The sequence below is a fragment of the Kaistia granuli DSM 23481 genome (assembly GCF_000380505.1).
Taxonomy (GTDB): Bacteria; Pseudomonadota; Alphaproteobacteria; order Rhizobiales; family Kaistiaceae; genus Kaistia; species Kaistia granuli.
This window is the reverse complement of sequence record NZ_AQYH01000006.1, coordinates 349,016-374,632: the sequence shown is the minus strand read 5'-3', so window position 1 is coordinate 374,632 and position 25,617 is coordinate 349,016. Positions and strand designations below refer to the sequence as shown.

The following is a 25,617-nucleotide window of genomic DNA, read 5'->3' as shown; positions in this document are numbered from 1 at the left end:
GGACTACCTGTTGCGTGACATGTTCGCCGTGATCTCGGCGAGGGTGGCGACGAGAAGCCGGCCGAGCCGCTCGATGGCGTCCGGCTCGAAGCGGGCCGAGGGACCGGCGATGGAGACGGCGGCAATGGCCTCGCCGCCGGGTGCGAAGATCGGCGCGGCGACGCAGGCGCCGCCGATCTCGTTTTCCTCATATTCGGTGGTCCAGCCGACGCTGCGGCATCGCTCCAGCACTTCTTCGAGTGCCTGCGGATCGGTGATGGTGCGGTCGGTCGCGGCGGGCAGCGAGCCTAGATTGTAGATGATGCGCCGGAAGGTCAGCGGCTGGTAGGCGAGGAGCGCGCGGCCGCAAGCGGTCGAATGATAGGCGGCGCGGGTGCCCGAATAGGAGGAGACGCGCAAAGTCTGGCTGCCTTCGAGGCTTTCGACGATGACGGCGTCTGTCGGCCCCGGCAGCGCCAGATTGACGGTCTCGCGCGTCTCGGCGCAGAGGCGCACCAGATAGGGCTGCGCCAGTGCCGCGATGTCGAGCCGCCGTTCGACGGCCTTGCCGTAGACGAGATGCTGCAGGCTGAGCCGATAGGCGCCCGCCTTGGCATCGCGCTCGGCCAGGCCGACATCGACTAGCGCCGTGACGAGATTGAACGCCGTCGTCTTGGCCAGTCCCGTCCGGGTCGCCAGGTCGCGCAGCGAAACCCAATCGCCGGTCGCCATGGCGTCGAGAAGGGCCTTGGCCCTGGCGACGGACTGGATGCGCGCGGCGACGGCGCTACCGGCCGGTTCGCTTTCTCGCTTCGTCATGCTGGTTCCGACCTGCTCCTGAATGAGGGGGAGAACATCATTCCATATTGTAGGATGTTTTTCGGCGCGACTTCGCCACATTTAGACAGGAAGTCGGGAAAACGTGCAAGGTGAACATCACGTTTCCTAGGAGTAGGCTCTGGCTGGTGTTGACAGCGCGACCTCGCATCCCTTTAACTTTGCGCAAGCGATCAAATCATTGTTCCATAATGTAGAATAAAGCTGGCGATGAGCGGATCATCGCGGCGGGGGAAGCGGAATGCGGGTTTTTGTGGCGTCGCTGGCGACGGAGACGAACACGTTTGCACCACTTTTCGTGGATCGCAGCGCCTTCGAAGGGGCGTTCTATTGCCCGCCCGGCACCCATCCGGAGACGCCGACGCTCTGCTCCGGTCCGATGGTGGCGGCGCGTCGCCGCGCTCGTAGCGATGGCTTCACCCTGTTCGAAGGTACGGCGACGTGGGCCGAGCCGGCTGGGCTGGTGTCGCGCGACGCCTATGAGAGCCTGCGCGACGAGATCCTCGACCAGTTGAAGGCGGCGATGCCGGTCGACGTGGTGCTGTTCGGTCTCCATGGCTCGATGGTGGCGCGCGGTTATGACGACTGCGAGGGTGACCTGCTGGCGCACGCGCGCGCCATCGCCGGGCCGAAGGCCATTGTCGGCGCAGAACTCGACATGCATTGCCATCTGACCGACCAGATGGTCGAGGCGGCGGACGTTATCGTCGCCTTCAAGGAATTTCCGCACACGGATTTCCTTGAGCGCGCCGAAGATCTGGTCGAGCTCTGTCTCCAGGCGGCGCGTCGCGAGATCGCGCCGGTGAGCGCCGTCTTCGACTGCCGCGCCATCACCGGCTTCATGACCAGTCGCGAGCCCGGTCGCAGCTTCGTCGATCGGATGCTGGCGCTGGAAGGGCAGGACGGCATTCTCTCGATCTCCGTCGCGCATGGCTTCCAGGCGGCGGACGTCTATGACGTCGGCACCAAGGTCCTGGTCGTCGCCGATGGCGAGGCCAATCGCGACAAGGCAGCGGCGCTGGCCGAAAGCCTGGGCCGCGAGATCCTCGGCTGGGGCGCCTATGGCGGCGGCCCCTATCACTTCAAGCCGGAAGAGGCGATCGATCAGGCGATGGCCGAGCTCGGCCAGCCGGTCGTGCTGGCGGACCGCTGGGACAATCCCGGCGGCGGCGTGGCCGGCGATTCGACCGTCATGGTCGAAGCGCTGCTGCGCCATCCCGAAATTCCGGCCGCGATTGGTGCGCTCTGGGATCCCGTCGCCGTCGCCTTCTGCCGCGCCGCCGGTGTCGGCGCCGAGATCGACTTGCGCTTCGGCGGCAAGGCGGCACCGACCTCGGGCAAGCCGATCGATGCTCGCGTGGTCGTGCGCGGCATTACCGATGACCTGCTGGTGCCGTTCGAGCAGAGCTGGGTCTCGCTCGGGCCGGCCGCCGCCGTCACCATCGGCAATCTCGACGTCGTGCTGGCCTCGACCCGCGCCCAGACCTTCAGTCCCCCCGTCTTCACCGATCTCGGCATTGACCTCGCCGCCAAGAAGATCGTCGTCGTGAAGTCGTCCAACCATTTCCACGCCGCCTTCGCCCCGATCGCCCACAAGGTGCATTACCTCGATACGGGCGGGCCTTATCCGAGCGACACAGCCAAGATCCCCTATACCAAGACCCGTCGCCCCCTCGCACCGATGGACCCCAATCCATGGCTCTGATCCCCCGCCTCGACATCGCATCGCTTGATGCCCTCGAACTCGATCCTTCCACCAAGGGGCTGCCCTTCGATGCGCCGCGCCTGACTGTCGGCGATGTCGCGAGCCAGGGCTGGAGCCTGCTCGACGGCGACCTGCCGCTGCCCGTCGCCGTCATCCGGCAGGACATTGTCGCCGCCAACAGCGCCTGGATGAGCGCCTTCACGGCCGAGAACGACCTCGTCATCGCGCCGCACGGCAAGACGACGATGTCGCCGCATCTGTTCGATCTGCAGATCGCCGACGGCGCCTGGGCCATCACCGCCGCCACCGTGCAGCAGGTCGAGGTCTGCCGGCGCTTCGGCGTCAAGCGCGTGCTGATGGCCAACCAGCCGGTCGGCAACCAGGCGATCGATGCCTGCTTCCGGGCTCTCGCCGGTGACGATGCGATCGAGCTCTATTGCCTGGCCGACAGCCTCGATGGCGTTGCTCTGCTGGTCGAGGGTGCCCGCCGCAATCCGCCGCCAGCCGGCAATCCGCTGCGGGTGCTGGTCGAGATGGGCTTTGCCGGCGGCCGCACCGGCGTCCGTTCCCGCGAAGGCGCCATCGAGCTTGCCCGCGCCATCGCGGCGGCGCCGGGCTTGGAGCTGGCCGGATTCGAATGCTTCGAGGGCATGTTGCCGACGCCGGAGACGGCCGACGTCCTGATCGACGACGTCGCCGCCATGGCATTGCTGGCGCTTAACGAAGGGCTGTTCCAGTCCGATGCGCCCGTGGTGATCAGCGCCGGCGGTTCGGCCTTCTTCGACCGCGTCGTCGAGCGGTTCGATCTTGTCGCCTTCCCCCGCCCGGTGCTGCGCGTGCTGCGATCCGGCTGCTATCTCACCCATGATTCGATCGCCTATGCGGCGGCGTTCAAGCGCATCGTCAGCGAGACCTCGCTCAAGCTGCCGCAAGGCGGACTGGAGCCGGCGCTCGAAGTCTGGGCGATGGTGCAGTCGCGCCCCGAGGCAGGGCGGACCATGCTCACCATGGGCAAGCGCGACGTCAGCCACGATGCCGGCCTGCCGGTGCCGCTGCGCTGGTATCGCCCCGACGGCAGCATGGCCGCGCCGGCCGAAATGCTGCCGGGCCACGAGGTCGTCGCCCTCAACGATCAGCATTGCCATCTCGTCACGCCGGAGGGCAGCCCGTTGAAGCCCGGTGACATGGTCGGCTTCGGCATCAGCCATCCCTGCACCACCTTCGACAAGTGGTCGGTGCTGATGCTGGTCGACGAGGATTATCGCGTCACCCGCGCACTGAAGACCTTCTTCTGATCAAGCTTGCGCCGCCACGCTCCGCGCGTGGCGGCGTTTGAAATGCCGGGAGTGTAGAAGTTATTCCGCCTGACGAAACGTCACGACATTGACGCGAAATTTGACGGTTTATAGCCTTCTCGACGACTGGGCGCCCTGTTCTGTTCTGCCCGATAGCTCATTGAGCTTCAGCCTATACCGGCCAAACGCGGCGGATTTCATCCGCGCAGACGTCGGCGCGGTAAATCTATTCGTTCGCATCGAATACAAATTCTCATGGAGACTGACTTGCGTATCGCCGTCATCCACGTCGCGCAGGAAACCAACGACTTCAATCCGGTGCTGACCACGCTGGACGATTATCGTTCCTTCGGCATTTTCGAAGGCGCCGAGATGATCGAGAAGCAGCGCGGCTATGGCCAGGTCGGCGGCCATATCCAGGCGATCGAGGAGAGCGGTCTCGACATCGAGTCGGTCCCGATCATCCGTGGTTATGCTGTCGCTGGCGGCCGTATCTCGACCGAGGCGTTCCAGTTCTTCCAGGACAAGATCCGCGACGGCCTGCTGGCGGCGGGCAAGATCGACGGGCTGGCGCTGCAACTGCATGGCGCCTGCTCTGCCGAGGGCATCGACGATGTCGAGGGCGAGCAGATCGCGCTTTGCCGAGAGATTCTCGGACCCGACGTGCCGATCGTGCTCGGCCTCGATCATCATGCCAACGTCACGCAGAAGATCATCGACAACGCCACCGCCATCGTCGGCCATCGCACGCAGCCGCATGATCCCTATGACACCGGCCTGATCGGCACCAGGCTGCTGCTGCGGATCCTTACCGAGGGCCTCAAGCCGGTGACGGCCTGGCGGAAGATCCCGCTCGTCTCGCATCAGGAGCAGTTCCTGACCTCGCAGGGGCCGATGAAAGTCTGGTTCGACGCGGCGCGGGCCGTCGAGGCGGATACCCGCGTGTTGCAGGCTTCGAACTATCCGATGCAGCCCTGGCTCGACGTCGCCGAGGGCGGCTGGTCGGTCATCGTCGTCACCGACAACGACCCGGATCTGGCGGAAAAGCTGGCCGACGACCTCGCCGATCTCTGCTGGTCGCTGCGCGATGATTTCCAGATCCGCGAGGCGGTCCCCGTCGACGAGGCGGTCCGGCTCGCGGACGCCTCACCGGGCCGGGTGGTGCTGAGCGACACCGGCGACACCGTGTTCGGCGGCGCTGCCGGCGACAGCAATCTGCTGCTCGAAGCCATGCTGCGGCTGGGAATCAGCAAGCGCGCCCTGGTGCCGCTGATCTCGCCGCAAGCGGCGGCGACCCTGGTCGCGGCGGGCGAGGGCGCCACGGTGACGCTGCCGCTCGGCGGCGACGCGGCGACGGAGTTCTTCACCCCGCTCGAGGTGACCGGCACGGTGCGCACGGTCGGCGGTGGCGTCGTAATCGTTGCCGACTACAACCAGCAGTCCGAGGTCGACCTCGGCCCGTCCGTCATCTTCGACGTTGGCCCCGTCACGCTGATGATCACGACCTTGCGCGGCGTCGCCGGCAATGTCCCCGGTATCTACCGGGCGATGGGCGTCGATCCGGAGGACTACGGCATCGCGGTTCTGAAGACCGCGTCGAACTTCCAGTATTTCGCGCCGATCGCGCCGACGGTGGTCCGTGCCGATACGCGCGGGCCCGGCCAGTCGGACGTGTTCACGCTGCCGTGGAAGCGGATCCCGCGCCCGATCTACCCGATCGAGCAGTTCGACGACTGGCGCGCGCACTCGTCGCAGCCGGGCGGGCGCGTCGACGCCTGAGCGGTCGCGGCCCCGGCCGCGACGGACACCTTGTTAACCAATCGTTAGCCATAAAGCGCAACAGCGGGGACCCCAGCATGAAGACCCAATTCCTCCGGACACTCAGGCGGCTGGGGTTCCTCTTTCTCGCCGCGACGGCACCCGTTGCCATCGGCGGCGCCGGCTGGAGCGCTCCGGCGCAGGCCGAGGAGGCGGCGCTGAAGGGCGGCACCCTCCGCGTCGCCGTGCTGAGCGACCTGACCAATTTCGATCCGCAGCAGTTCTCGACGGTGAACTTCCACCTGATCAAGAACCTCTATGACAGCCTGATCGAATACACGCCGGAGGGCGAGGCGGTGCCGAGCCTGGCGACCGCCTGGACGATCGCCCCCGACAACCAGTCGGTCACGGTGACGCTGCGCGACGACGTGACCTTCCACAGCGGCGCCAAGCTGACCTCGGCCGATGTCGCGGCGACGCTCGCCAAGGCGGCCGATCCCGAGCGCGGCAAGAACGTCTACGCCACCATGTCGATCGTCAAGGACTGGGCGACCCCGGACGACCAGACCATCGCCATCAACTTCAAGGCGCCGGTGCCGCAGCGCCAGATCACCGACCTCCTGCAGTTCACGATCCCGATCGAAGCCAAGGGCATCGATACCGTCGAGACGGTGCCGGCCGGCACCGGAGCCTACCTGCTCGAGAGCCGCGCCGTCGGCCAGGGCCTGACGCTGAAGGCCAATCCGAACTACTGGCGCAAGGGCCAGCCGATCGCCGAGAAGGTCGATTTCACCATCTTCAGCGAAGACTCGTCCGCCAGCGCCGCGCTCGAATCCGGCGCCATCGACCTCGTCTATGGCGGTTCCTCGCGCAGCGCTGTCCGCCTGCAGGACGCCGGCTTCCAGGTCCTGCGTGGCCCCGGTCCCCTCGTCCAGGTGTTCCGGATGAATTCGACCCGCGGTCCGTTCCAGAACGCCAAGTTCCGCCAGGCCTTCAACTATCTGATGGATCGCGAGGGCATGCTGCGCGTCGGCTATGCCGGCCTCGGCGAGGTCGTCGCCCTGCCATGGGCGCCGGCGAGCCCGGCCTATGACGCCGCCTATGGGGCCGAGTTCGGCTACGATCTCGACAAGGCCAAGGAGCTCTTCGCCGCTTCGGGCCTGACGCCGGAAGAGCAGAGCAACTGGAAGATGCTGGTCTGGGGCAATGACGAGCCCAGCGTCGTGCTGAGCCAGATCGCCCAGAGCGCGCTGGCCGAGATCGGCATCAACATCGAGCTCGATGTCCGGCAGGGCGCCGAATACACCGAGGCGCAGCTCGCCGGCGACTATGACGCCACCTTCGGCGCCGTCGGCAATGTGCAGAAGTTCCCGTCCCGCGTCGCCACCAACAGCATCTACCGCGTCGTCAAGAACCCGGTGCTGAAGGACCCGCATCCGCATCCCGAATATGTCGACGCCATCAATCGGGTGAACACCACCTCGGGGCCGGACGCCGATGTGAAGGCTGCCTACGACCATCTGAACCGCGTGCTGGTCGAGACCTCGTTCGCCGTGCCGATCAATTCCTACGACACCGGCCTCGTCGTCGCCGCGCCGAACCTCGGCGGCCTCTCGCTCGACATTGACAATCTGTTCGTCGCGCGCACGGTGGGCTTCCAGTGATGCAGGCGGGCACCGCAGTTCCAGTCGTCGGGTCCGCCCATGGTTGACCCGGTTCTCTCCGTCCGGGGACTGAAGGTGGATTTCGGCGGCGAGGGGCGTTCGGTGCCCGTCGTCCGCGGCGTCGATTTCGACGTCTATCCGAATGAGGTTCTCTGCATCGTCGGCGAGTCCGGCTCGGGCAAGAGCGTCACCTCCCTCGCGGTCACCGGCCTTCTGTCGGAAACCGCGCGGGTCGATGGGTCAATCCGGCTTTGCGGTATCGACGTCACCACGGCCGCGCCGGAAACGCTGCGCCAGATGCGAGGCCGCGATGTCGGGTTCATCTTCCAGGACCCGACGACGACGCTCAATCCGGTGCTTACCGTCGGCCGCCAGATCACCGAGGGCGAAGTCGCGCATGGCCGGCTGAAGAAGGCCGACGCGCACGCCCGCGCGGCGGAACTGCTGCGCGAGGTCGATATCGCCGATCCGCAAGGGCGGGCGGGGCAATATCCGCACCAATTCTCCGGCGGCATGCGCCAGCGCGCCGTCATCGCCATGGCGATGGCCGGCCAGCCGAAGCTGATCATCGCCGATGAGCCGACGACGGCGCTCGACGTCACCGTGCAGGCGCAGGTGCTCGCCGTTCTGGCGCGCCGCCAGGCGGAGCTCGGCTCGGCGGTCATCCTGATCACGCATGATCTCGGCGTGGTCGCCGAAGTCGCCGACCGCGTCGCCGTCATGTATGGCGGCCGCATCGTCGAGACCGCGCCGGTCGCCGAGATCTTTGCCAGCCCGCGCCATCCCTATACGAGGGCGTTGCTGCGCAGCGTTCCGCGCATCGACACGTCGGACTCGCGGCTCGATCCCATCCCGGGCCAGCCGCCTATTCCCGGCGCGCTGCCGAAAGGCTGCGCCTTCCAACCGCGCTGCGCCGTCGGCCGCGATCAGCCGCTCTGCGTAGCGGAGGAGCCGTCGCTCAGCGCCGTCGGCGACAACCGCCAGTCGGCCTGCCATTTCGCCGAGAAGCTTCCGGCCGAGACGATGGCGGCCGAGCCGCGCATCCATGCCGAAGCGCCCCCGTCTAAGCCCGAACCGCTGCTCGCCGTCGAAGGGTTGAAGGTGCATTTTCCGGTCAAGACCGGCGTGCTCCGGCGCACGACCGGCTGGGTCAAGGCGGTCGACGGCGTCAGCCTCTCCGTCAATCCGGGCGAAACGGTCAGTCTGGTCGGCGAGTCCGGCTGCGGCAAGACCACGACCGGCCGCGCCATCATGGGGCTGATCAAGGCGACCGGCGGCAGCATCCGCTTCGCTGGCCGCTCGATCCGCGATCTCGACGGCGGCGCCATGCGCAAGGCGCGGCGCGAGATGCAATATGTCTTCCAGGATCCCTATGCGTCGCTGAACCCGGTCAAGTCAGTCGAGGACATCGTCGCCGAGCCGCTCCGCATCCACGGCATCTATGACGAGATGGGCGGCGCCCGCCGCATCGCCGAATTGTTCGACATGGTTGGCTTGTCGCGCACCATGCTCGGGCGATTCCCGAGCGAATTCTCCGGCGGCCAGAAGCAGCGAATCGGCATCGCCCGCGCGCTGGCCTTGCAGCCGAAGCTCCTGATCCTCGACGAGCCGGTCGCGGCGCTCGACGTCTCGATCCAGGCGCAGGTGATCAACCTGCTGCAGGATCTGCAGCGCGAGCTCGGCCTCGCCTACCTGTTCATCGCGCACAATCTTTCGGTGGTCCGCCACGTCTCGGACCGTGTCGCGGTCATGTATCTCGGCCGCATCGTCGAGGAGAGTTCGCGCGACGGGCTCTATGATCTTCCCGTCCACCCCTACACGCAGAGCCTGCTCTCGGCCGCCCCCGTACCGGATCCCGCAGTCCGCGACACAAGACGGCGGATCGTGCTCGAAGGCGAGATCCCCAACCCCGCTTCGCCACCGACCGGCTGCACCTTCCATCCGCGCTGCTTCCGCGCCACTCCGCTCTGCTCGGCCGAGGCGCCGGTGTTCGACCGCTATCTCGACTTCCCGACGCGGACCGCCTGCCATCATGCCGGCCCGCTGGCCGAGGGCCATCGCAACATCTTCGCCCCGGGCGTGCTGGAGGCCGCCACATGAGCCGTTTCCTCCGCAAGACGCTCTCGATCCTCGCCCGCCTGATGGCGAGCAAGGGCTCGGCTCTGGCGCTGATCTTCCTCGCGACCATCACGCTCCTGGCTGTGTTCGCCGACTTCCTGCCCCTCAATCCGGTGGCGCAGAAGCTCGCCAATGCGCTGAAGGGGCCGTCCGCCACCAACTGGTTCGGCACGGATGAACTGGGCCGCGACATCCTCGCCCGCGTCGTCTTCGGCGCGCGCACCTCGCTTCTGACGGCGGGCGGCGCCGTGGCGATCGCGGCACTCGCCGGCGTGCCGATCGGGCTTGTCGCCGGCTTCTTCGGCGGCTGGCGCGACGCGGCCCTGATGCGCTTCGTCGACGTGCTGCTGGCGCTGCCGGCGATCCTGTTTGCCATGGCGATGATCGCCGTGCTCGGTCGCAGCCAGGCGGCGGCGCTGATCGCGGTCGGCCTCACCGGCATTCCGAGTTTCGCCCGCATCACCCGGGCGCAGGTGCTGACGCTCCGCAAGCGCGACTTCGTCACCGCCGTCGAGGCATTCGGCGGCACCGCGACCTACAACATGTTCCGCACCATCCTGCCGAACTCGTGGAGCCCGATCTTCGTGCAGGTTGTCGTGCTCTGCTCGGTGGCGATCCTGCTGGAAGCCGCGCTTTCCTTCCTCGGCGTCGGCGTGCCGCCGCCGACACCAAGCTGGGGCGAGATGCTGCGGACGGGAAAATCCTACCTGCATGAAGCGCCTTACTATGCCGTGCTGCCCGGCATCGTGCTGACGCTCACCATCCTTTCCTTCGACGTGCTGGGCCGCGCGCTCTCCGGCCTGCTCGAAGGCCGTCGCGATGCGGTCGTCGCTCCCAAGGCCGAAGAGGTCACGTCATGATCGGCTTCGTGCTCCGCCGCCTGCTGCAGCTGGTGCCCGTCCTGCTGCTCGCCTCGACCGCGATCTGGGCGATGATCTACGCCGTTCCCGGTGGGCCGATCGGCGCGATTGCCGGCGACAATGCCAGCCCCGAGCAGATCGCCGCCGCCACCGCCCAGTTCGGTCTCGACCGGCCGGTACTGGTGCAATATGCGGACTGGCTCTGGAATGCGATCCGGGGCGATTTCGGCATGTCGATCCGCGGCCGCGCCCCGGTGCTGGAGCTGATCGGCCAGCGCCTGCCGGCGACGCTGCAGCTCGCCGTCGCCGCGACGATCGTCTCGCTCGTCATCGGCATTCCGGTGGCAATCGCCAGCGCGCTGCGTCCCGGCTCCTGGCTCGACCGCGTGCTCTCGGCCTGGAGCGCCATGGCGCTCGGCGTGCCGACTTTCTGGCTCGGTATCCTGCTGATCCTCGTCTTCGCGGTCGAACTGCGTTGGCTGCCCTCGGCTTCGGCCTATGTGCCGATCTGGGAAAACCCGATCGGTGCGCTGCGCAATCTGGCGCTGCCGGCGCTGACGCTTGGCATCTATGTGTCGGGCATCCTGGCGCGGTTCCTGCGCGCCTCGCTGGTCAGCGAACTCCGGGCAGACTACGTCCGAACGGCGCGCTCCAAGGGGCTGCCGGAGCGGCAGATCGTCGGGGTCCACATCCTGCGCAACGCGCTGCTGCCGTTCATCACCATCGTCGGCCTGATGATGGCGAACTTCATCGGCGGCGCCGTCGTGACGGAGGCGGTGTTCACTTATCCGGGCATCGGCCGTTTGCTGATCCAGGCGATCACGACGCGCGACTACCCGCTGATCCAGGGCTGCATCGTCGTCATCCTGGTGCTCTACATCGCGATCAACCTCGCCGTCGACGTGCTCTACGCCTATATCGACCCGCGGATTGACTATCGGTGAGGGCTGTTGCCGACCGTTCTCTCCCTGCCGCCCCAGCCTCGCCGTCATCCCCGGCTTGACCCGGGATCGATCCAGCCGGGTGCTGGCCGCGCGAAACGCCCAAAAAACCGGCTGCATGGATCCCAGCCTTCGCGGGGATGACGGCGAGGGCGGGGTCGGGGCTCGGATCGGGCGGCGAAAGTCTTTCTTCGCCCGTCCCTGAGAGACTTGGCACAGCGCCGGCGTCCCCCCGCGCCGTCATCCCGGCGAAGGCCGGGATCTAGACACTCAGGCCTGTGACCAGATGCGGGCACGGTTTGCTCGGCTGGTGTTTATGGGCCCTGGCCTCCGCCGGGGCGACGCGGCGACCTTCCCGTCATTCGAAAGATCTTGAGGGCAAGGTGCGCAGGGGCGCCGACGGTCCGCCCAGAACTCAGTCCGACAGGCCGCGCGCCTCGATCGGCCAGATGTCCTCCAGCCTGTCGGCGCGCACGACATGCAGGAAATCGTGCAGATTGGCGGTCGGGTCGCAATGCGGCACGGTGCATTCGAGGCGGGTGCCGAGCGCCGGGGCCGGCTTGCCTGGTGCCGTCTCCAGCCGGCCGAATTCGTCGCCGACAAAGGTGATGGTGCCGATCTCGCGGCCGTCGAGATAGGCGCGTGGCAGCGGGCCGTCGACGGCAAAGCTCTTGGTGCCGGCATCGACGATGGCATCGCCATGCAGATTGTGGGCGATGACGGTGACGACGACGAAAAGGGCGGTGCCGAACACGTCCGCACCCGATCCGTGCAGGTCGACCCGGCGATAATCCTCGTCCATGAAGACATAGGAGCCGGCCTGGACCTCGGTCAGCACCTTGTCCTCGAGATCGAGCAGGTGGCTGCCGGTGCCGCCGCCGGTGACGATCGCCGGCGGCAGCCCCGCCTCGTCGAGGGCGTTGACGATGGCGAGCAGGCGGCCCATGGCCTGGCGGTTCTCCGCCCTGCGGGCCTCGTGGTCGAAGACATGCTGGACGAAGCCGGCATAGCCCTGCACGCCGGCGAAGACGAGCGAGTCCTGTTCCGCGATCTGCCGGGCGAGCGCGACGGCGGCCTCCGGCTTGGCGACGCCAGTGCGGCGCTGGCCGACATCGCACTCGACCAGCACGGCGAGACGGACGCCGGCCTCGCGCGCGGAGGCCGCGTAGTCGGCGATCTGGGTCGGATGGTCGACGACGACGGTGATCTCGGCGCCGCGGGCGGCCGCCTCGGTCAGCCGATCGATCTTGCGGCGGCTGACGACCGGGGCCGTCAGCATCAGCTCCTGGATGCCCGCCTCGAACAGGGCCAGCAATTCGCCGGTCTTGGCGCAGGCGATGCCGAGCGCGCCGGCGTCCATCTGGCGCTTGGCGATGGCAGCGCATTTGTGGGACTTGGCGTGCGGGCGGAGGCCAAGGCCGGCGGCGCGCGCCATGCCGGTCAGCGCCTGCAGATTGGCCTCGAACGCGTCGGCGTCGAGCACCAGCGCCGGGGTTTCCAGCCTGGTGCGGCCGCCGCGCGCGCCGATCAGCGTTTCGTTCAGCCCGGCGACGCCGCGTCTCATTCCGTCTCTCCCCCGCGCCATCCGGCGCGAAGGCGCGGAGTGCGTCTCGTGTTTTCGTTCAGCCGACCTTGTGGCCGGGCCAGCCCATCAGGAGCTTGGCGTCCTTCTCGGCCGCGCGCGCCTTGGCGGGATCCTTGAAGATCCTCGTCACGCATTGCGGCTTCTTGCGGTCGATCACGTCGTAGACCATGTGGTAGCCGGTCTTGTCCATGATCGGCCCGATCCAGCCGGCGCAGTGATCGCAATAGCGCTCCATCGGCGCGGCGTCATTGTCCATCACCTTGGAAAGGCTCGGACAGACATTCATCCGGAGTTCCAGCCGGTCCTCGTTGAAATCGAGGTCCATGTCGCAGTTTTCCTCGATCTTGATGTGCGACCAGTACTCGTACATGCCGGCGAGGCCCTGGGTCTCGATCAGCTCGAGGATGTGGCGTTCCTGGTTCTTGGAGATCGCCAGCCAATAGGCTTCGAGCGCCTCCTCGCCCTGGCTTTCCAGGAACTTGAAGACCTCGTTGTAGAAGCGCGTGAAGTGGTCGCTCGGGATCATGCCCGCCTCCGGATGACCTGCCGGCACGAACCCTCGCCGGTGATTTCGGTGTCGATTGCATAGGGGGAGCCTTCGGCCATCGCTTCATTCGTGCGGCTGGTCTGGTCGCAGAAATGCGGCGAGACGTGACCGACCAGGCCCTTCACATGGTGCCAGGCCGGGCAGCGGCGCACCGTCAGCACGATCTGGTCGTCGCCGACTTCGATGTCGTAGTCGCCGCTCTCGCGGTCGAAGAAATGGCGCCAGTGGCGCACCAGCTGGCGCGTGTCGCCGGCGATCAGATCGTTGCGGATGCTGACATAGACGTCGCGGCCGACCTTGCGGAAGATCTCGTCCATCGCCTCGACGCCAAAGCGCTCGACGATGAAGTCGATCGTCGTGTTGGCGGCGCCGTGGAAATCGAGATGGACGTTGCCGTCCTCCTCGTAGCGCATCGGGCTCTCTTGGCTCGCCATGCTCACACGCTCCCGTACAGGACTTCGCCGCCGACACAGGTAGCCTTGACCGACAGTGTTGTCGGATCGAGCACCGCGAAATCGGCACGCTTGCCACGTTCGAGGCTGCCGATCTCGTTTTCCAGCCCCAGCACGCGGGCCGGCACCAGGCTGGTCGCATGGGCGGCGCGGACGAGGTCCTTGCCGGAGAAGGCGAGATAGTTGCGCATCGCCTCGTCGGGCGCCAGCGACGAGCCACAGAGGCCGCCCTTTGTGTCGCGCACCGCCTTGCCGGGCGCGCTGGTGACGACGTAGCCCGGATAGAATTCGAAGGTCTTGCCGGGCGTGCCGGCATATTTCATCGCGTCGGTCTCGAGGAAGACTCGGTCCTCGGGAAGCTGCGCCAGCAGGCGGACCAGCTGCGGATCGACATGGATGCCGTCGCAGACCAGGCCGAGCGCCAGCGTCGGCTCGGAAAGCAGCGCGTCGGTCAGCGACACGACATGCATGCCCATGCCGACGGGCGGATAGGTCGGCATGACGTTGTACATGTGCGTCACCGCGTCGAGCCCCCACGAGACATAGCGCGGCACATGTTCCGGCCGCGCGAGGCTGTGGCCGAGATGGATCGAGACGCCGGCGCGCTTCAGCACGCGGATGAAATCCTCGGCGCCTTCGCGCTCCGGCGCGACGGTGACGGCCTTGAGCCTGCCCGCCGTGGCGGAGAGCATGCGCTCCGCGAGATTGGCGCTCGGGGCGACGATGTTTTCCGGATTGTGCGCGCCGGGCGAGCCGAAGCAGGGCCCCTCGCTGTGCACGCCGAGCGCCCGCGCACCCTTGGCCTCGTCGCACTGGGCGGCGAGGCGGGCGAGCACGCCCTCCATGCTCGCCGGCGGCAGGCAGCTGATCGAGGGCAGGAAACCGGTGACGCCGTGGCGCAGCAACGCTAGCGAATTGGCGGCGACCGCGCCCGTTTCGGTGTCGTTGTAGAGGTGCTCGCCGAAGCCGTGCTGCAAGAGGTCGATCATGCCGGGGAAGAGGACAGCGCCCTTGCCGTCGATTGCCTCCCAGTCGTCGCTAACGACCGTGCTGCGCGGCACCAGGCCGGCAATGCGCCCGGCCTCGACGAGCAGGTCGCTCGCCAGATGGCCCTCGGGCGTGACGATTGTGACCTCAGACCATCTCTGCTTGACGCGCATCGGAATTTCCATCGTTATGATGTTATCATGCTAACAAAATAATCTGGTCCAGCAAGGAGAAAGAAATGGCGCAGCCCTGCGTTCTGGTGACGGGTTCGACCCACGGCATCGGATATGGAATCGCCGAGGCGTTCGCCCGTCAGGGCGCCCGGCTGGTGATCAATTCGCATCTGCCGGACAATGGCGCTCTCGCAAAGCTTCAGGCGCTGACCGAGTGCCATTTCGTCCAGGCTGATCTCTCCACGGCGGACGGCGCACGGTCGGTGGTCGAGCAGGCGCACGAGAAGCTTGGCCGCCTCGACACGCTGGTCAACAATGCCGGCACCTTCCTCGATACGCCGTTCGACGATCTGACCGAGGAGCTGTTCGACCGCACCTTCAATCTGAACGTGAAGGCCTATGTGTTCGCGACGCAGGCCTTCGTCCGCAAGTTGGCACCCGGCCAGGAAGGGGCGAGCGTCGTCCTCGTCGGCTCGACCAATTCGGTGATGGCGGAGCGCCACAGCGTCGCCTATGACGCCTCCAAGGGCGCCGTGCTGATGATGGTGCGCTCGCTCGCCGTATCGCTCGCCGGTCGCGGCATTCGCGTCAACGGCATCGGGCCGGGCATCGTCGAGACGCCGCTGACCAAGCGCGGCCTCGACACACCGGGCGTGCGCAAGTCGCTCAACGCGCAGATCCCGTTCGGCCGCATCGGCCAGCCGGAGGATGTTGGCGGCGCGGCAGTCTTCCTTGCTTCGCCGGCCGCGGGCTATATCACCGGGCAGATGCTGTTCGTCGATGGCGGCATCCTCGCCATCCAGAAGACGTGGGAACCGCCGGTTTGACGATCGAAGCCTCGCCTCGCCATCTCCAGCTCCGCGACACGCTGTTCCGGCGCTGGAAACAGGCCGGGCTGAAGGCGGGCGACCGGATCGAGTCGCAGAACGAGATCGTCCGGTTCTGCGATTTCTCGCTGATCACCGTCGTGAAGACGCTGAAGGATCTGGAGAGCGAAGGGATTATCCGCCGTCAGGTCGGCCGGGGCTCCTTCCTGGTCGCGACGCCCTGGGCCGAGGCGCACCGGCGCATCGGTTTCTTCTACAATCGCGACATCGTCGGCGGCGGCATCTTCGATAACGCCTTCTACACCCGTCTCGTGATGGCATTCGAGAAGGGTATCGTCTCGGCGGGGCACGAATTCGTCATGGGCTCGTTCACCGACGAGCGCATGCCTACCGGCATGTGGGACGCGCTCGACGCCGTCGTGCTGACGGGCTTCACGCGAGAGACCCGGCTCGAGGCGCTCGACGTCGTTTCGAGCCAGGTCAGCCTGATCGATGCCAGCCTTGACGGCGCGCGCTTCCACACCTACCGGCTCGACTATGGCCCGGCCTTCGCCGCGATGTTCGCAGCGCTCGGCGGCGCGCGGCTGAAATTCCTCTATCTCGATTCCGAGATCGGCTCGAACGAGCAGGCGGCGCGGCTTTCGGCGTTCCGCGCTGCGGCGGCGGATGCACCGACGCCGCAGGACATTGAGATCATCGCCGTCAACCAGGAGATCGACGTCGGCAATACGGCGACGCTGCTTTCGGCGGTCGAGCGCCTGCGGCCGGACATAGTCTGTGGCCACGTGCACGAGAGCTGGCGGCCGCTGATCCGAGGCGTGTTGCCGGAGGCGAAGATCTATCCGTTCCTGCTCGACCAGAAGGGCCCCGGCTTCGTCGTCGACAGCGCGCCGTGGATGGCGGAGATCCTGCCCAGCATCGAGGCCAACCTCGCCGACCGGCAAAGACCGCCGGCGGTGCATAGTTTTGCGGCGCGGTTTCAGGCGTAGGGATACGCTCGCCGTCATCCCGGCCCCCGAGCCGGGATCCATTCAGCTGGATTGGTGGACGAGTGAAACTGCCAAGGCTTCGGCTGTATGGATCCCCGCCTTCGCGGGGATGACGGGGAGCGTGAGGAGAGGGCGGAACCACCTCGGCGGAGGCGGACCACGACGGGGCAGGGAATGAACTACCCCAGCGCGTTCCCCGCTAGCCCGGCCTCGACCGTCAGGATGGCGCCGACGAGGTTGCGCGTCGCTTCCGCCTGCGGGCGGGTGAACAGGTCCATCGGCTTGCCGACCTCGACGATTTTTCCCGCCGACATTACCGAGACGCGGCTCGTCGTGTAGGCGACCACCGAGAGGTCATGCGCGATGAAGACCAAGCTGAGGCCGAGCTCGTTGACGAGGTCCTTCAAGAGGTTCAGCACCTGCGCCTGGATCGAGACGTCGAGCGCCGAGACCGGCTCGTCGGCGATCAGCACCTTCGGCGCCGGCATCAGCGCGCGGGCGATGGCGATGCGCTGCAGCTGGCCGCCAGAGAACTCGTGCGGATAGCGCTCCAGCGCCTGCCGGGTCATGCCGACCTGGTCCAGCACCTCGTGCACGCGGGCGACATGGTCGCCCTCGATCTTCAGCGCCCGCAGCGGCTCGAGGAGTGACAGGCCGATGCGCATCCTCGGGTCGAGCGACGAACGAGGGCTCTGCATCACCACCTGAACCGAACGACGGAAATTCCGCCAGCGTTCGGCGTCACCGGCCCAGACATCGGCGCCATTGTAGAAGACGTGCCCCTCGCGCGGCTTCTCCATGCCGGTCAGGATGCGCGTCAGCGTCGTCTTGCCGGAGCCGGACTCGCCGACCAGGCCGACCGCCTCGCCGGGGCGGACGTCGAAGCTGACATTGTCGAGCACCGTCAGCGACGGCCGCGCGCCGAGCAGCGTCTTGCGGCTCAGCATGTAGGTCTGCGTCACCTGCCGCATCTCGAGCAGCGGCGGCGTCAGCTTGTTGTCGTGCAGGGTGGCGTTCATTGCGCTTTCACCTCGGCGTCTGCGGCGGCCTCGGCCCCGAGCGGGTGCCAGCAGGCGGCGCGGCGCTGATCGCCTTCGAGCGTCGGGATTGTCGTGCGGCACTTTTCGGTTGCGGCGGCGCAGCGCGGATGGAAGGCGCATCCCTTCGGCAGGCTCTGCAGGGGCGGCACCATGCCGGGGATCGAGGCGAGCCGCGAGCTGCCGTCGAGGGCGATGTTGTCCATCGTCGGCTGCGAGTCGAGCAGGCCCTTGGTGTAGTGGTGCCGGGGCGTGCGGAACACCTCCGCTACCGGGCCGATCTCGACGATGCGGCCGGCATACATGACGGCGACCATGTCGCACATCGCGGCGATGATCGGCAGGTCGTGCGTGATCATCATCAGCGCGCAGCCGCGCTCCTGCACCGCATTGTTGAGCAGGCGCAACACCTGCTTCTGCACGGTGACGTCGAGCGCCGTCGTCGGTTCGTCGGCGATGATCAGCTGCGGATAGCAGGCGAGCGCCATGGCGATCATGATGCGCTGACGCTGGCCGCCGGAGATCTCGTGCGGATAGGCCCGCATCAGCTGTTCCGGCCGCGGCAGCGACATCTGGCGGAACAGCTCGAGCGTCTGCCGATCGGCCTCCTGCTGGCTCGCCTGGGTATGGCGGCGGATGACCGACGAGACCTGGAAGCCGATGCGCCGCACGGGATCGAGCGACGAAAGCGGATCCTGGAACACCATGGAGATGGTGCGGCCCCGGCGGCTGGAGAGCGCCTTGTCGGACTGGGTGACGAGGTCGACGCCGTCGTGCAGCACGCTGCCATTCGCCTGCCAGCCCATCGGCAGCAGGCCCATCAGCGACAGCGCGGTGAGAGTCTTGCCCGAGCCGGATTCGCCGACGAGGCCCATGCGGCCGCCGGCCGGCAGGGTAAAGTCGAGGCCGCGCACGGCCGTCAGCGCCGAATTGTGGACGACGAGGTTCCTGACCTCGAGAGCGTTGGCCCGGCCTGGGTTGGTCTGGGTCATGACGCCCTCCGGGCGAGCTTCGGGTCGAGCACGTCGCGCAGGCCGTCGCCGAGCAGGTTGAGGCCAAGCACCATCAGCACGATGGCGAGACCCGGCCAGATGGCGAGCGGCGACGACACGCCGACCTGCTGCTGGGCTTCGTTCAGCATCAGCCCCCAGGAGATCGACGGCCGGTGCACGCCGACGCCGAGATAGGAGAGGCCGGCCTCGGTCAGGATGCCGGCGGCGAAATAGAGCGTGAACTGGACGATCATCACGCCGGCGATGTTGGGCAGCACATGGCGCGCGAGCACGAAGATTTTGCCGCGGCCATAGAGCTTGGCGGCGGTGATGAAGTCCTCGTTGAGCACGCCCATGGCGGCGGAGCGGATGACGCGGGTGAAGGAGGGGGTGAAGAAGGCGGTCAGCGCCAGAATGGTGGTGAGCGCTCCCGAGCCCATGGTGGCTGCGAGCACCAGCGCCGTCACCATGCCGGGGATCGACAGCATGATGTCGGCGCCGCGCGAGATCGCCTCGTCGGTGATCTTGCCAGAGGCGGCCGCCGCCAGGCCCGCGATGGTGCCGAGCAGCAGGCTCAGCGTCGCGCCACCGGCGCCGACCAGGATCGAGGTCCGGGCGCCGACCATCAACTGGGCGATGATGTCGCGGCCGAGCACGTCGGTGCCGAGCCAGTGGCCGGGCGTGCCGGCCGGCAGCAGCCGGTTGCGGATCACCGGGATGTTGGGGTTCGACGGCAGGTAGAACAACGACACCAGCGCGACCGTCAGGAAGATCGCCGTCAGCACGAGGCCGATGATCAGCGAGGCGTTGCGCGGCAGCCTGCGGCGGCGCTTGCGCGCCGGCGGCGAGATCGGCACGCCGGAGGTGGCGGGACCGTCGGCCGGGGCGGCGGAGGGCGTGGATTTGCTTAGGGTCATCATGGCGTTCTCCCGCTTACCGTGTCGACCGGACCCGGGGGTCCAGGATGCCGTAGAGGAGATCGACGAGAAGATTGACGCCGATGACGAAGATGATGATCAGCATCACGGTCGACTGCACGACGATCACCTCGCGGGCGGCGACGTTGGCGAGCATCATCCGGCTCAGGCCCGGCAGCGAGAACACGGTCTCGATGATGACGGTGCCGCCGATCAGCTCGGCGATCTGCAGGCCGACGATGGTGACGAGCGGCAGCGAGGCATTGCGCAGGCCGACCTTCAAGAGCGCCTCGGTGCGGGTCATGCCGACGGCGCGCGCGGTGCGCAGATAGTCCTGGTTCATGACGTCGAGCACAGCGGAGCGGACATAGCGGATCAGCACGGCGGCCATGATCAGGCCGAGCGACAGCACCGGCAGCACCAGCGAGCGGATGGCGCCCCAGGGGCTCACCGACCACTCGGTCCAGCCGCCAGTCGGCAGCCAGCCGAGGCGAACGCCGAACAGCAGCGACAGCAGGATGCCGGCCCAGAACACCGGCACGGCGACGCCGATCTGGCTCACCAGCGCCAGGATGGCGCCGGACGGCGTGCCGACATTGCGCGCGGCATAGGTGCCGACGGGAATGGCGATGATCAGGCCGAGGATCAGGCCGGAAAGGGCGAGGGGAATGGAAACGGAAAGCCGCGCGGTGACGAGATCGGCGACGCGCTCATTGGTGCGGAACGAGCGGCCGAGGTCGCCGGAGAGCATGTTGCCGACCCAGTCGAAATACTGGACGAAGAGCGGGCGATCGAGGCCGTAGCTGTGCGCCAGCGCGTTGATCGCCTCGGGCGTCGCGCCCTTGCCGAGCACGACCGCGGCGACGTTGCCGCCGGCGCCCCGGATCAGGAGAAAGATCGCCACGGAGGCGATGAAGATGGCGCCCAGGAAGAACACCAGTTTGCGCAGGACGTAGATCGCCATTCAACTCTTCCAGCTGGAGCTCTGGTCGGCGGGTCGCAGCCGCCACCACTCGGTGCGGTGGCGGCTGGATGTCTATCGAGGCAAGCCTACCAGTGCAGCTTGCCCATCTCGATCGCCACGCCGACGCGCGGCTCCTGGAAGCCCTTCAGCTCCGGATTGAAGAGGCCGACGCCCTTCTTGGCGATGAGCGGGACGATGACGGCGTCCTTGCGCAGGATGTCGGCCGACTTCTTCATCTGCGCCGCATAGTCCTCGTCGGTCAGGGCGACGTCGGCGTCGGCCAGCGCCTTGGTGTACTCGGCGGAGCAGTAGGTGCTCCATCCGGCCTTGGTCGGATCCGGGCAGGCCCACTGCACCGGGTTGGCGTCACCCGACATGATCGTCACGTCGAACTGCGGCGGCCGGCCCTGGAAGATCAGCTGCGAATAGCGGGCGAGGTCGATGGCGTTACGGGTGACGTTGAAGCCGGCGGCCTGCATGGCGGGCACCATGATGTCGGCCGGCAGCGACAGGTCCGGCACGTCGCTGAGGGAGGCGTATTCGAGCGGCGTGCTCGCATAGCCCTTCTCGGCGATCGTCGCCATGGCGCCTTCCATGTCATAGGGGAATGGGCAGGTTTCCGCGTTTTCGGGCGAGTACCAGACCTGGTTCGGCAGCGCGAAGGTGCAGGTGTTCTCCGCGCCCCAGGCGGCGCCGAAAGCGTCGTTGTAGGACTGGCGGTCGAGCGTCCTGGCGATGGTCTCGCGCAGGTCCTTGTCGAGCTTCTGGTTCAAGACCGCGTAGGTCGGCTCGCCGACCTGCGGATAGGTGACCAGCGTGAACTTCTTGTCGAGCTCACGCTTGGAGAGCTGTTCCCAGAGGTCGATGGTGATGACGGGCAGCGAATCCACTTCGCCGGCTTCGAGCGCGTTGAGGCCGGCCGTGCCGTCGGTGATGATACGGACGGTTACGTTGGCGACCGCCGGCTTCTCGCCCCAGTAGCTCGGATTGGCTTCGAACTCGAACGTGCTGTTGGTGGTGTAGGTCTTCAGCTTGTACGGGCCAGTGCCGATCGGATTGGTGGCGATCGTTGAGGCCGAGGCTTCCGGCTGGATCAGGCCAGAGATGGCGCCCATGCCACGCCAGAAGTTCTGGCTCGGGCGCGACAGCGTCACCTTGACGGTGCGGTCGTCAACTTTCTCGATCGCCGTCACCGCCTCATAGGCAGCGGCGTAGTCGACGACCGGGCTCGCCTTCATGGTGTTGAGCGAATAGATGACGTCCTCGGCCGTCACCGGCGCGCCGTTCGAGAAGGTCGTCTCGCGGATCTTGAAGGTGTAGGTCTTCTTGTCGTCGCTGATCGTCCAGCTCTCGGCGACGCCCGGCGAAACGCTGCCGTCCTTGTTGAAGAAGACGAGCGGCTCGACGACGTTGGCCGGGATCCACAGCCGCATGGCGGTCAGGTTGCTCTTGACGAAGTCGAGCGTGCCCGGATCCTGCCTGGCGACGAGGACCATCTTGTTCTCGGCCGCGCGCGGCGAGGCGGCTTCGGCCATGTCGGCGGCGCCGAAGGCGCTCGCGAAGATCGCCGCCGCCGCGCTCATCAGGCCGAGGCGCTTGGCAATCGGATTCAGTTTTCCCTGCATGTCCCAATTTCCCTTCTGGAAGTACCGGACGCTCAACGTCTCTCGGTGGTGTGATCTATCGGGTCACATTCATTTTCGTCCGCATCTTGCGACGCGGTCGTTTCGCTAGCGCGAGGGCAATCCCCGTGACCATGGATCTGACGATCCCGGCGGTGATATCCTGTTGGTGAAACCCAACTCCTCCCGACACGACAATCATTCCGTTCCATTATGTGGAATAGAAATTATTGATACACTGGAACAGTTTGAAGAGGATGCGGCGGAATTGCAAGTAGCTTCCCGGAAGCGGCGTTCCACGCGCCCGCGAGCCGTAAGTGGTTGCGATCCAGCGTTCCATTATATGGAATAATCGGGTGGCTTTGCCCTAGGCCGCCGCAGCGCGGCACACGACCTCGCGCATCCGGCGCCGGAACATGCCGAGCGCCGGCGAGGCCGGAATCGATTGTGGATTTCGCGGGGGCCGTTGCGCAATGCGCTGGATCGGGGAGGGCGCGCCGGGCGCTGCCGCCGCGCCGGCCTAGTCCTCGTCGCTGCCTTCGATCGCCGATTTCGGCATCAGGAAGCGGACCGCCACCAGGCACAGAATAGTTGTGAACAGCAGCACCAGCGCCACCAGGGCGTTGATGTCGGGCGTGAAACCGAGCCGCATCATCGCCCACAGCCGGACGGGCAGGGTGCTTTGCGTGCCGGTGACCAGCAGCGTGATCATCGTCTCGTCGAAGGAGAGCGCGAAGGCGAGCACCGCCGCGCCGACCATGGCGCTGGAGAGGTTGGGCAACAGCACGAGGCGGAAGGTCTGCCAGCGGCTGGCGCCGAGGTCGTAGGACGCCTCGACCAGGCTTTCGCTCAGCGATTGCAGCCGCGTCAGGATGGTGCGGTAGACCAGCGCCAGCACGAACACGGTATGGCCGATGATGATGGTGACCAGCGAGCGCTCGAACTCGACCTGCCGGAAGAAGATCAGGAGTGCCAGGCCGGTGATGATCGGCGGCATCAGGAAGGGCAGGAAGATGATGAACTGCAGGAAGGCGCGCCCCTTGGCATGGGGCGAAGTGTAGTAGAGCGCGATGCCGGTGCCGAGCGCGACCGAGCAGATGACGGCGCCGGCGCCGACGATCAGCGTGGTCCAGAGCGCGTTCAGGACGCTCTCGTTCGCCATCAGCGCGACATAGGCCGAGAGGGTCGGCTGCGACCAGTCGACGGCGCCGCGGCTGACCGTGAAGAAGGACGAGACGATCGGCACCATCAGCGGGCCGTAGAGCAGCACGAAGACGACAAGCGTCATCAGCATCAGCAAAGCGGGGGCGAGCCGGTCGGCGAGGCGCATCATCGGGCGCCTCCGTGCCGGCGTTCGGCATGGCCGCCGAGACGGATCGCGACGATCACCACGGCGGCGAGGATGACCGAGAGCGCCGCGCCAAAGGGCCAGTTGAAGGCGGTTCCGAACTGGCTGTAGATGATGCGACCAAAGGTGAAGCCGGACTGGCCGCCGACCATTTGCGGGGTCAGGAAGTCGCCGATCGCCAGTACGAAGACGAAGCTCATCGCCGACAGCGTGCCCGGCATGCTGAGGGGCACGGTCACGCGCCAGAAGGTTTGCGCGCCGCTGGCGCCGAGATCGGCAGAGGCATGGCGCAGCGCCTTCGGGATCCGTTCGAGCGACAGGAAGATCGGCAGCACGGCGAACGGAATCAAGAGCACGGTCAGCGTCAGCAGCACCGCGTTCAGATTGAAGACAAACAGCATGGACGGCTGGTCGATCAGCCCGGTCGCCAGCAGCGCCTTATTGAGCATGCCGTTGCCGCCGAGAATACTGCGCACGGCATAGATCTTGATGACGTAGCTCATCAGCAGCGGCACCAGCAGCAGCACCAGCAAGGTGTAGCGGCGGCGGCCGCGCAGCGTCGTCAGGAAATAGGCGACCGGGAAGGCGAACAGCACGCAGAGCACGGCCACGGCGAGGCATAGCAGGCAGGTGCGCCAGAAGATCGGCAGGAAGATCGGATCGGTGAAGAAGCGGACATAATTGGCGATCGTCGGCGTGAAGACGATGTCGCCCTGGTCGACGCTGAAGAAGGAATAGCCGAGGAACAGCGTCAGCGGCGCCAGCACGAAGAAGACCGGAACGGCGTAGGCCGCCAGCATCGCCAGCCAGGGTGCCAGCCGGCTGGGACCGACATGGGCGCCGGGATTGGTGGCGGCGTCGGCGACACGCCCGCTCATGCCGGCACCAGGCGGCAGGCATTGGCCGGTACGACGAAGGTGACGGCGTCGCCCGGCGACAGCGTCGATCCGTCCGGTCGGCTCGGGATGCGGGCCTTGAGCGACAAGGTCGGGTCATCGACGGAACTGGCGGTCGCCATGGTCGAGGCGCCGGCGAAGGCGACCTGGTCGATCGACACGACGAAGCGGTTCTCGCCCGCCGCCTCGTCGCCGATCGCCACCGCCTCGGGGCGACAGACGGCGAAGGCCCGGCTTCCCACGGGCGCCGCCGCCATGTCGGGCTGGCCCTCGACGGAGCAGAGGACGCGGCCGGCCCGGGTCTCGATCGCCCGCGTCAGGCCGTTGGCCGGCCCGAGCGTGCCAGAAATGAGGTTGTTCTCGCCGAAGAACTTGGCGACGAACTCGCAGCTCGGCCGGTAATAGACCTCGTGCGGCGAGCCGATCTGCTGGATGCGGCCGGCATTCATGACGCAGATCCGGTCGGCCATGGCGATCGCCTCTTCCTGGTCATGCGTGACGAACAGGAAGGTGGTGCGGATCTCGGTCTGGATCGACTTCAGGAAAGTCTGCATGTGGCGGCGCAACTCGACGTCGAGGGCGGCGAGCGGTTCGTCGAGCAGGATCAGGCGGGGTCGGCAGATGATGGCGCGGGCGAGCGCCACGCGCTGGCGCTGGCCGCCGGAAAGCTGGGCCGGATAGCGCTTGCCGAGCGGGCCGAGTTGCACGAGTTCGAGCGCGTCGGCGACGCGTTTGGCGGTCTCGGCGCGCGGCGTGCCGCGCACGGCGAGGCCGTAGCCGACATTGCCCTCGACGGTAAGGTGCGGGAACAGCGCGTAGTCCTGGAACACCGTGTTGAACGGGCGCTGGTTGATCGGCATCGCGGCGATGTCGCGGCCGTCGAGCAGGATCTCGCCGCCGGACGGCTTCGTGAAGCCGCCGATCAGGCGCAGGATGGTGGTCTTGCCCGAGCCGGAGGGCCCGAGAATGGTGATGAACTCGCCGTCGCGGACATCGAGATCGACATTGTGCAGGATGGCGGTCGCGCCATAGGATTTCGAAACCGACCGCAGTTTCAGGAGCACACCGGCTTCGTTCATCGTCATTCCGGACCATCGGCAGGGAGAAGGACCCGTCCGCGCCAG

General features: G+C 66.9%; 22 protein-coding genes. 9 read left to right on the top strand and 13 right to left on the bottom strand.

Going from position 1 to position 25,617, the window contains the following annotated elements; translation table 11 throughout:
* Positions 1–3 precede the first annotated feature (3 nt).
* Positions 4–798, bottom strand: coding sequence for an IclR family transcriptional regulator (locus tag G342_RS0109365; RefSeq protein ID WP_018182874.1), 795 nt, complete (start codon positions 796–798; stop codon positions 4–6).
* 259 nt (positions 799–1,057) lie between these two features.
* Here G342_RS0109365 and G342_RS0109360 point away from each other — a divergent pair, with 259 nt between their 5' ends.
* The 7 genes from G342_RS0109360 to G342_RS0109330 all read left to right on the top strand — a co-directional run bounded on the left by G342_RS0109360 (position 1,058) and on the right by G342_RS0109330 (position 11,160).
* Positions 1,058–2,521: a M81 family metallopeptidase gene (locus G342_RS0109360; protein WP_018182873.1), complete on the top strand. Its 1,464-nt coding sequence runs from the start codon at positions 1,058–1,060 to the stop codon at positions 2,519–2,521.
* Complete coding sequence (locus G342_RS0109355; RefSeq protein WP_018182872.1) at positions 2,512–3,816, top strand: type III PLP-dependent enzyme domain-containing protein; 1,305 nt, start codon at positions 2,512–2,514, stop codon at positions 3,814–3,816. Before G342_RS0109360 ends, G342_RS0109355 begins: the two co-directional genes overlap by 10 nt.
* 267 nt (positions 3,817–4,083) lie before the next feature.
* Positions 4,084–5,595, top strand: coding sequence for a M81 family metallopeptidase (locus G342_RS0109350; RefSeq protein ID WP_156830868.1), 1,512 nt, complete (start codon positions 4,084–4,086; stop codon positions 5,593–5,595).
* Between the two features lie 77 nt (positions 5,596–5,672).
* Complete coding sequence (locus tag G342_RS0109345; RefSeq protein WP_018182870.1) at positions 5,673–7,238, top strand: ABC transporter substrate-binding protein; 1,566 nt, start codon at positions 5,673–5,675, stop codon at positions 7,236–7,238.
* 39 nt (positions 7,239–7,277) lie between these two features.
* Entirely contained in the window at positions 7,278–9,338 is a 2,061-nt protein-coding gene (locus G342_RS0109340; RefSeq protein ID WP_051094161.1) for an ABC transporter ATP-binding protein, read from the top strand.
* The gene (locus G342_RS0109335; protein ID WP_018182868.1) at positions 9,335–10,216 is read left to right on the top strand and encodes an ABC transporter permease; all 882 of its coding nucleotides are present in this window, start codon (positions 9,335–9,337) and stop codon (positions 10,214–10,216) included. Before G342_RS0109340 ends, G342_RS0109335 begins: the two co-directional genes overlap by 4 nt.
* Positions 10,213–11,160, top strand: a complete 948-nt coding sequence (locus G342_RS0109330; RefSeq protein WP_018182867.1) for an ABC transporter permease — start codon at positions 10,213–10,215, stop codon at positions 11,158–11,160. Before G342_RS0109335 ends, G342_RS0109330 begins: the two co-directional genes overlap by 4 nt.
* Before the next feature lie 412 nt (positions 11,161–11,572).
* On the opposite strand, the gene G342_RS0109325 is transcribed toward G342_RS0109330, so the two are convergent.
* Genes G342_RS0109325 through G342_RS0109310 form a run of 4 tightly spaced genes read right to left on the bottom strand, consistent with a single transcriptional unit; the run spans position 11,573 to position 14,901 of the window.
* Positions 11,573–12,721, bottom strand: a complete 1,149-nt coding sequence (locus G342_RS0109325; protein ID WP_018182866.1) for a DSD1 family PLP-dependent enzyme — start codon at positions 12,719–12,721, stop codon at positions 11,573–11,575.
* Between the two features lie 58 nt (positions 12,722–12,779).
* Positions 12,780–13,268, bottom strand: a complete 489-nt coding sequence (locus tag G342_RS0109320; protein WP_018182865.1) for a hypothetical protein — start codon at positions 13,266–13,268, stop codon at positions 12,780–12,782.
* On the bottom strand, positions 13,265–13,723 hold the full coding sequence (locus G342_RS0109315) for a hypothetical protein (RefSeq protein ID WP_156830867.1): 459 nt from the start codon (positions 13,721–13,723) through the stop codon (positions 13,265–13,267). The genes G342_RS0109320 and G342_RS0109315 overlap by 4 nt, the downstream gene beginning before the upstream one ends.
* A gap of 2 nt (positions 13,724–13,725) precedes the next feature.
* Positions 13,726–14,901, bottom strand: coding sequence for an N-acetylglucosamine-6-phosphate deacetylase (locus G342_RS0109310; protein WP_018182863.1), 1,176 nt, complete (start codon positions 14,899–14,901; stop codon positions 13,726–13,728).
* A gap of 65 nt (positions 14,902–14,966) precedes the next feature.
* Here G342_RS0109310 and G342_RS0109305 point away from each other — a divergent pair, with 65 nt between their 5' ends.
* Both G342_RS0109305 and G342_RS0109300 read left to right on the top strand, forming a co-directional pair.
* Entirely contained in the window at positions 14,967–15,728 is a 762-nt protein-coding gene (locus tag G342_RS0109305; protein ID WP_018182862.1) for an SDR family NAD(P)-dependent oxidoreductase, read from the top strand.
* Positions 15,725–16,717: a GntR family transcriptional regulator gene (locus G342_RS0109300; protein ID WP_018182861.1), complete on the top strand. Its 993-nt coding sequence runs from the start codon at positions 15,725–15,727 to the stop codon at positions 16,715–16,717. The genes G342_RS0109305 and G342_RS0109300 overlap by 4 nt, the downstream gene beginning before the upstream one ends.
* Positions 16,718–16,896: 179 nt before the next feature.
* On the opposite strand, the gene G342_RS0109295 is transcribed toward G342_RS0109300, so the two are convergent.
* From G342_RS0109295 to G342_RS23710, 8 genes are all read right to left on the bottom strand, one after another.
* Positions 16,897–17,736, bottom strand: coding sequence for an ATP-binding cassette domain-containing protein (locus G342_RS0109295; RefSeq protein WP_018182860.1), 840 nt, complete (start codon positions 17,734–17,736; stop codon positions 16,897–16,899).
* Positions 17,733–18,746 (bottom strand): ABC transporter ATP-binding protein, encoded by a 1,014-nt coding sequence (locus G342_RS0109290; protein ID WP_018182859.1) that lies wholly within the window; start codon positions 18,744–18,746, stop codon positions 17,733–17,735. Before G342_RS0109290 ends, G342_RS0109295 begins: the two co-directional genes overlap by 4 nt.
* Positions 18,743–19,666, bottom strand: a complete 924-nt coding sequence (locus tag G342_RS0109285; protein ID WP_018182858.1) for an ABC transporter permease — start codon at positions 19,664–19,666, stop codon at positions 18,743–18,745. The genes G342_RS0109290 and G342_RS0109285 overlap by 4 nt, the downstream gene beginning before the upstream one ends.
* Positions 19,667–19,679: 13 nt before the next feature.
* Positions 19,680–20,627, bottom strand: a complete 948-nt coding sequence (locus G342_RS0109280; RefSeq protein WP_018182857.1) for an ABC transporter permease — start codon at positions 20,625–20,627, stop codon at positions 19,680–19,682.
* Positions 20,628–20,713: 86 nt separating this feature from the next.
* Positions 20,714–22,252 (bottom strand): ABC transporter substrate-binding protein, encoded by a 1,539-nt coding sequence (locus G342_RS0109275; protein ID WP_018182856.1) that lies wholly within the window; start codon positions 22,250–22,252, stop codon positions 20,714–20,716.
* A gap of 517 nt (positions 22,253–22,769) precedes the next feature.
* On the bottom strand, positions 22,770–23,582 hold the full coding sequence (locus G342_RS0109265) for an ABC transporter permease (protein WP_018182854.1): 813 nt from the start codon (positions 23,580–23,582) through the stop codon (positions 22,770–22,772).
* A complete protein-coding gene (locus tag G342_RS0109260; RefSeq protein WP_018182853.1) occupies positions 23,579–24,475 on the bottom strand; it encodes an ABC transporter permease in 897 nt (298 codons plus the stop codon). Before G342_RS0109260 ends, G342_RS0109265 begins: the two co-directional genes overlap by 4 nt.
* Positions 24,472–25,572 (bottom strand): ABC transporter ATP-binding protein, encoded by a 1,101-nt coding sequence (locus G342_RS23710; protein WP_051094187.1) that lies wholly within the window; start codon positions 25,570–25,572, stop codon positions 24,472–24,474. The genes G342_RS0109260 and G342_RS23710 overlap by 4 nt, the downstream gene beginning before the upstream one ends.
* Positions 25,573–25,617 lie beyond the last annotated feature (45 nt).

Excerpts from the sequence above, each read along its gene's own strand:
- G342_RS0109280 (WP_018182857.1), bottom strand. The coding sequence starts at position 20,627 with ATGGCGATCTACGTCCTGCGCAAACTGGTGTTCTTCCTGGGCGCCATC.
- G342_RS0109305 (WP_018182862.1), top strand. The coding sequence starts at position 14,967 with ATGGCGCAGCCCTGCGTTCTGGTGACGGGTTCGACCCACGGCATCGGA.
- G342_RS0109365 (WP_018182874.1), bottom strand. The coding sequence starts at position 798 with ATGACGAAGCGAGAAAGCGAACCGGCCGGTAGCGCCGTCGCCGCGCGC.
- G342_RS0109290 (WP_018182859.1), bottom strand. The coding sequence starts at position 18,746 with ATGACCCAGACCAACCCAGGCCGGGCCAACGCTCTCGAGGTCAGGAAC.
- G342_RS0109360 (WP_018182873.1), top strand. The coding sequence starts at position 1,058 with ATGCGGGTTTTTGTGGCGTCGCTGGCGACGGAGACGAACACGTTTGCA.
- G342_RS0109355 (WP_018182872.1), top strand. The coding sequence starts at position 2,512 with ATGGCTCTGATCCCCCGCCTCGACATCGCATCGCTTGATGCCCTCGAA.
- G342_RS0109275 (WP_018182856.1), bottom strand. The coding sequence starts at position 22,252 with ATGCAGGGAAAACTGAATCCGATTGCCAAGCGCCTCGGCCTGATGAGC.
- G342_RS0109340 (WP_051094161.1), top strand. The coding sequence starts at position 7,278 with ATGGTTGACCCGGTTCTCTCCGTCCGGGGACTGAAGGTGGATTTCGGC.
- G342_RS0109310 (WP_018182863.1), bottom strand. The coding sequence starts at position 14,901 with ATGCGCGTCAAGCAGAGATGGTCTGAGGTCACAATCGTCACGCCCGAG.
- G342_RS0109285 (WP_018182858.1), bottom strand. The coding sequence starts at position 19,666 with ATGATGACCCTAAGCAAATCCACGCCCTCCGCCGCCCCGGCCGACGGT.
- G342_RS0109260 (WP_018182853.1), bottom strand. The coding sequence starts at position 24,475 with ATGAGCGGGCGTGTCGCCGACGCCGCCACCAATCCCGGCGCCCATGTC.
- G342_RS0109265 (WP_018182854.1), bottom strand. The coding sequence starts at position 23,582 with ATGATGCGCCTCGCCGACCGGCTCGCCCCCGCTTTGCTGATGCTGATG.
- G342_RS0109335 (WP_018182868.1), top strand. The coding sequence starts at position 9,335 with ATGAGCCGTTTCCTCCGCAAGACGCTCTCGATCCTCGCCCGCCTGATG.
- G342_RS23710 (WP_051094187.1), bottom strand. The coding sequence starts at position 25,572 with ATGAACGAAGCCGGTGTGCTCCTGAAACTGCGGTCGGTTTCGAAATCC.
- G342_RS0109315 (WP_156830867.1), bottom strand. The coding sequence starts at position 13,723 with ATGGCGAGCCAAGAGAGCCCGATGCGCTACGAGGAGGACGGCAACGTC.
- G342_RS0109320 (WP_018182865.1), bottom strand. The coding sequence starts at position 13,268 with ATGATCCCGAGCGACCACTTCACGCGCTTCTACAACGAGGTCTTCAAG.
- G342_RS0109325 (WP_018182866.1), bottom strand. The coding sequence starts at position 12,721 with ATGAGACGCGGCGTCGCCGGGCTGAACGAAACGCTGATCGGCGCGCGC.
- G342_RS0109345 (WP_018182870.1), top strand. The coding sequence starts at position 5,673 with ATGAAGACCCAATTCCTCCGGACACTCAGGCGGCTGGGGTTCCTCTTT.
- G342_RS0109330 (WP_018182867.1), top strand. The coding sequence starts at position 10,213 with ATGATCGGCTTCGTGCTCCGCCGCCTGCTGCAGCTGGTGCCCGTCCTG.
- G342_RS0109295 (WP_018182860.1), bottom strand. The coding sequence starts at position 17,736 with ATGAACGCCACCCTGCACGACAACAAGCTGACGCCGCCGCTGCTCGAG.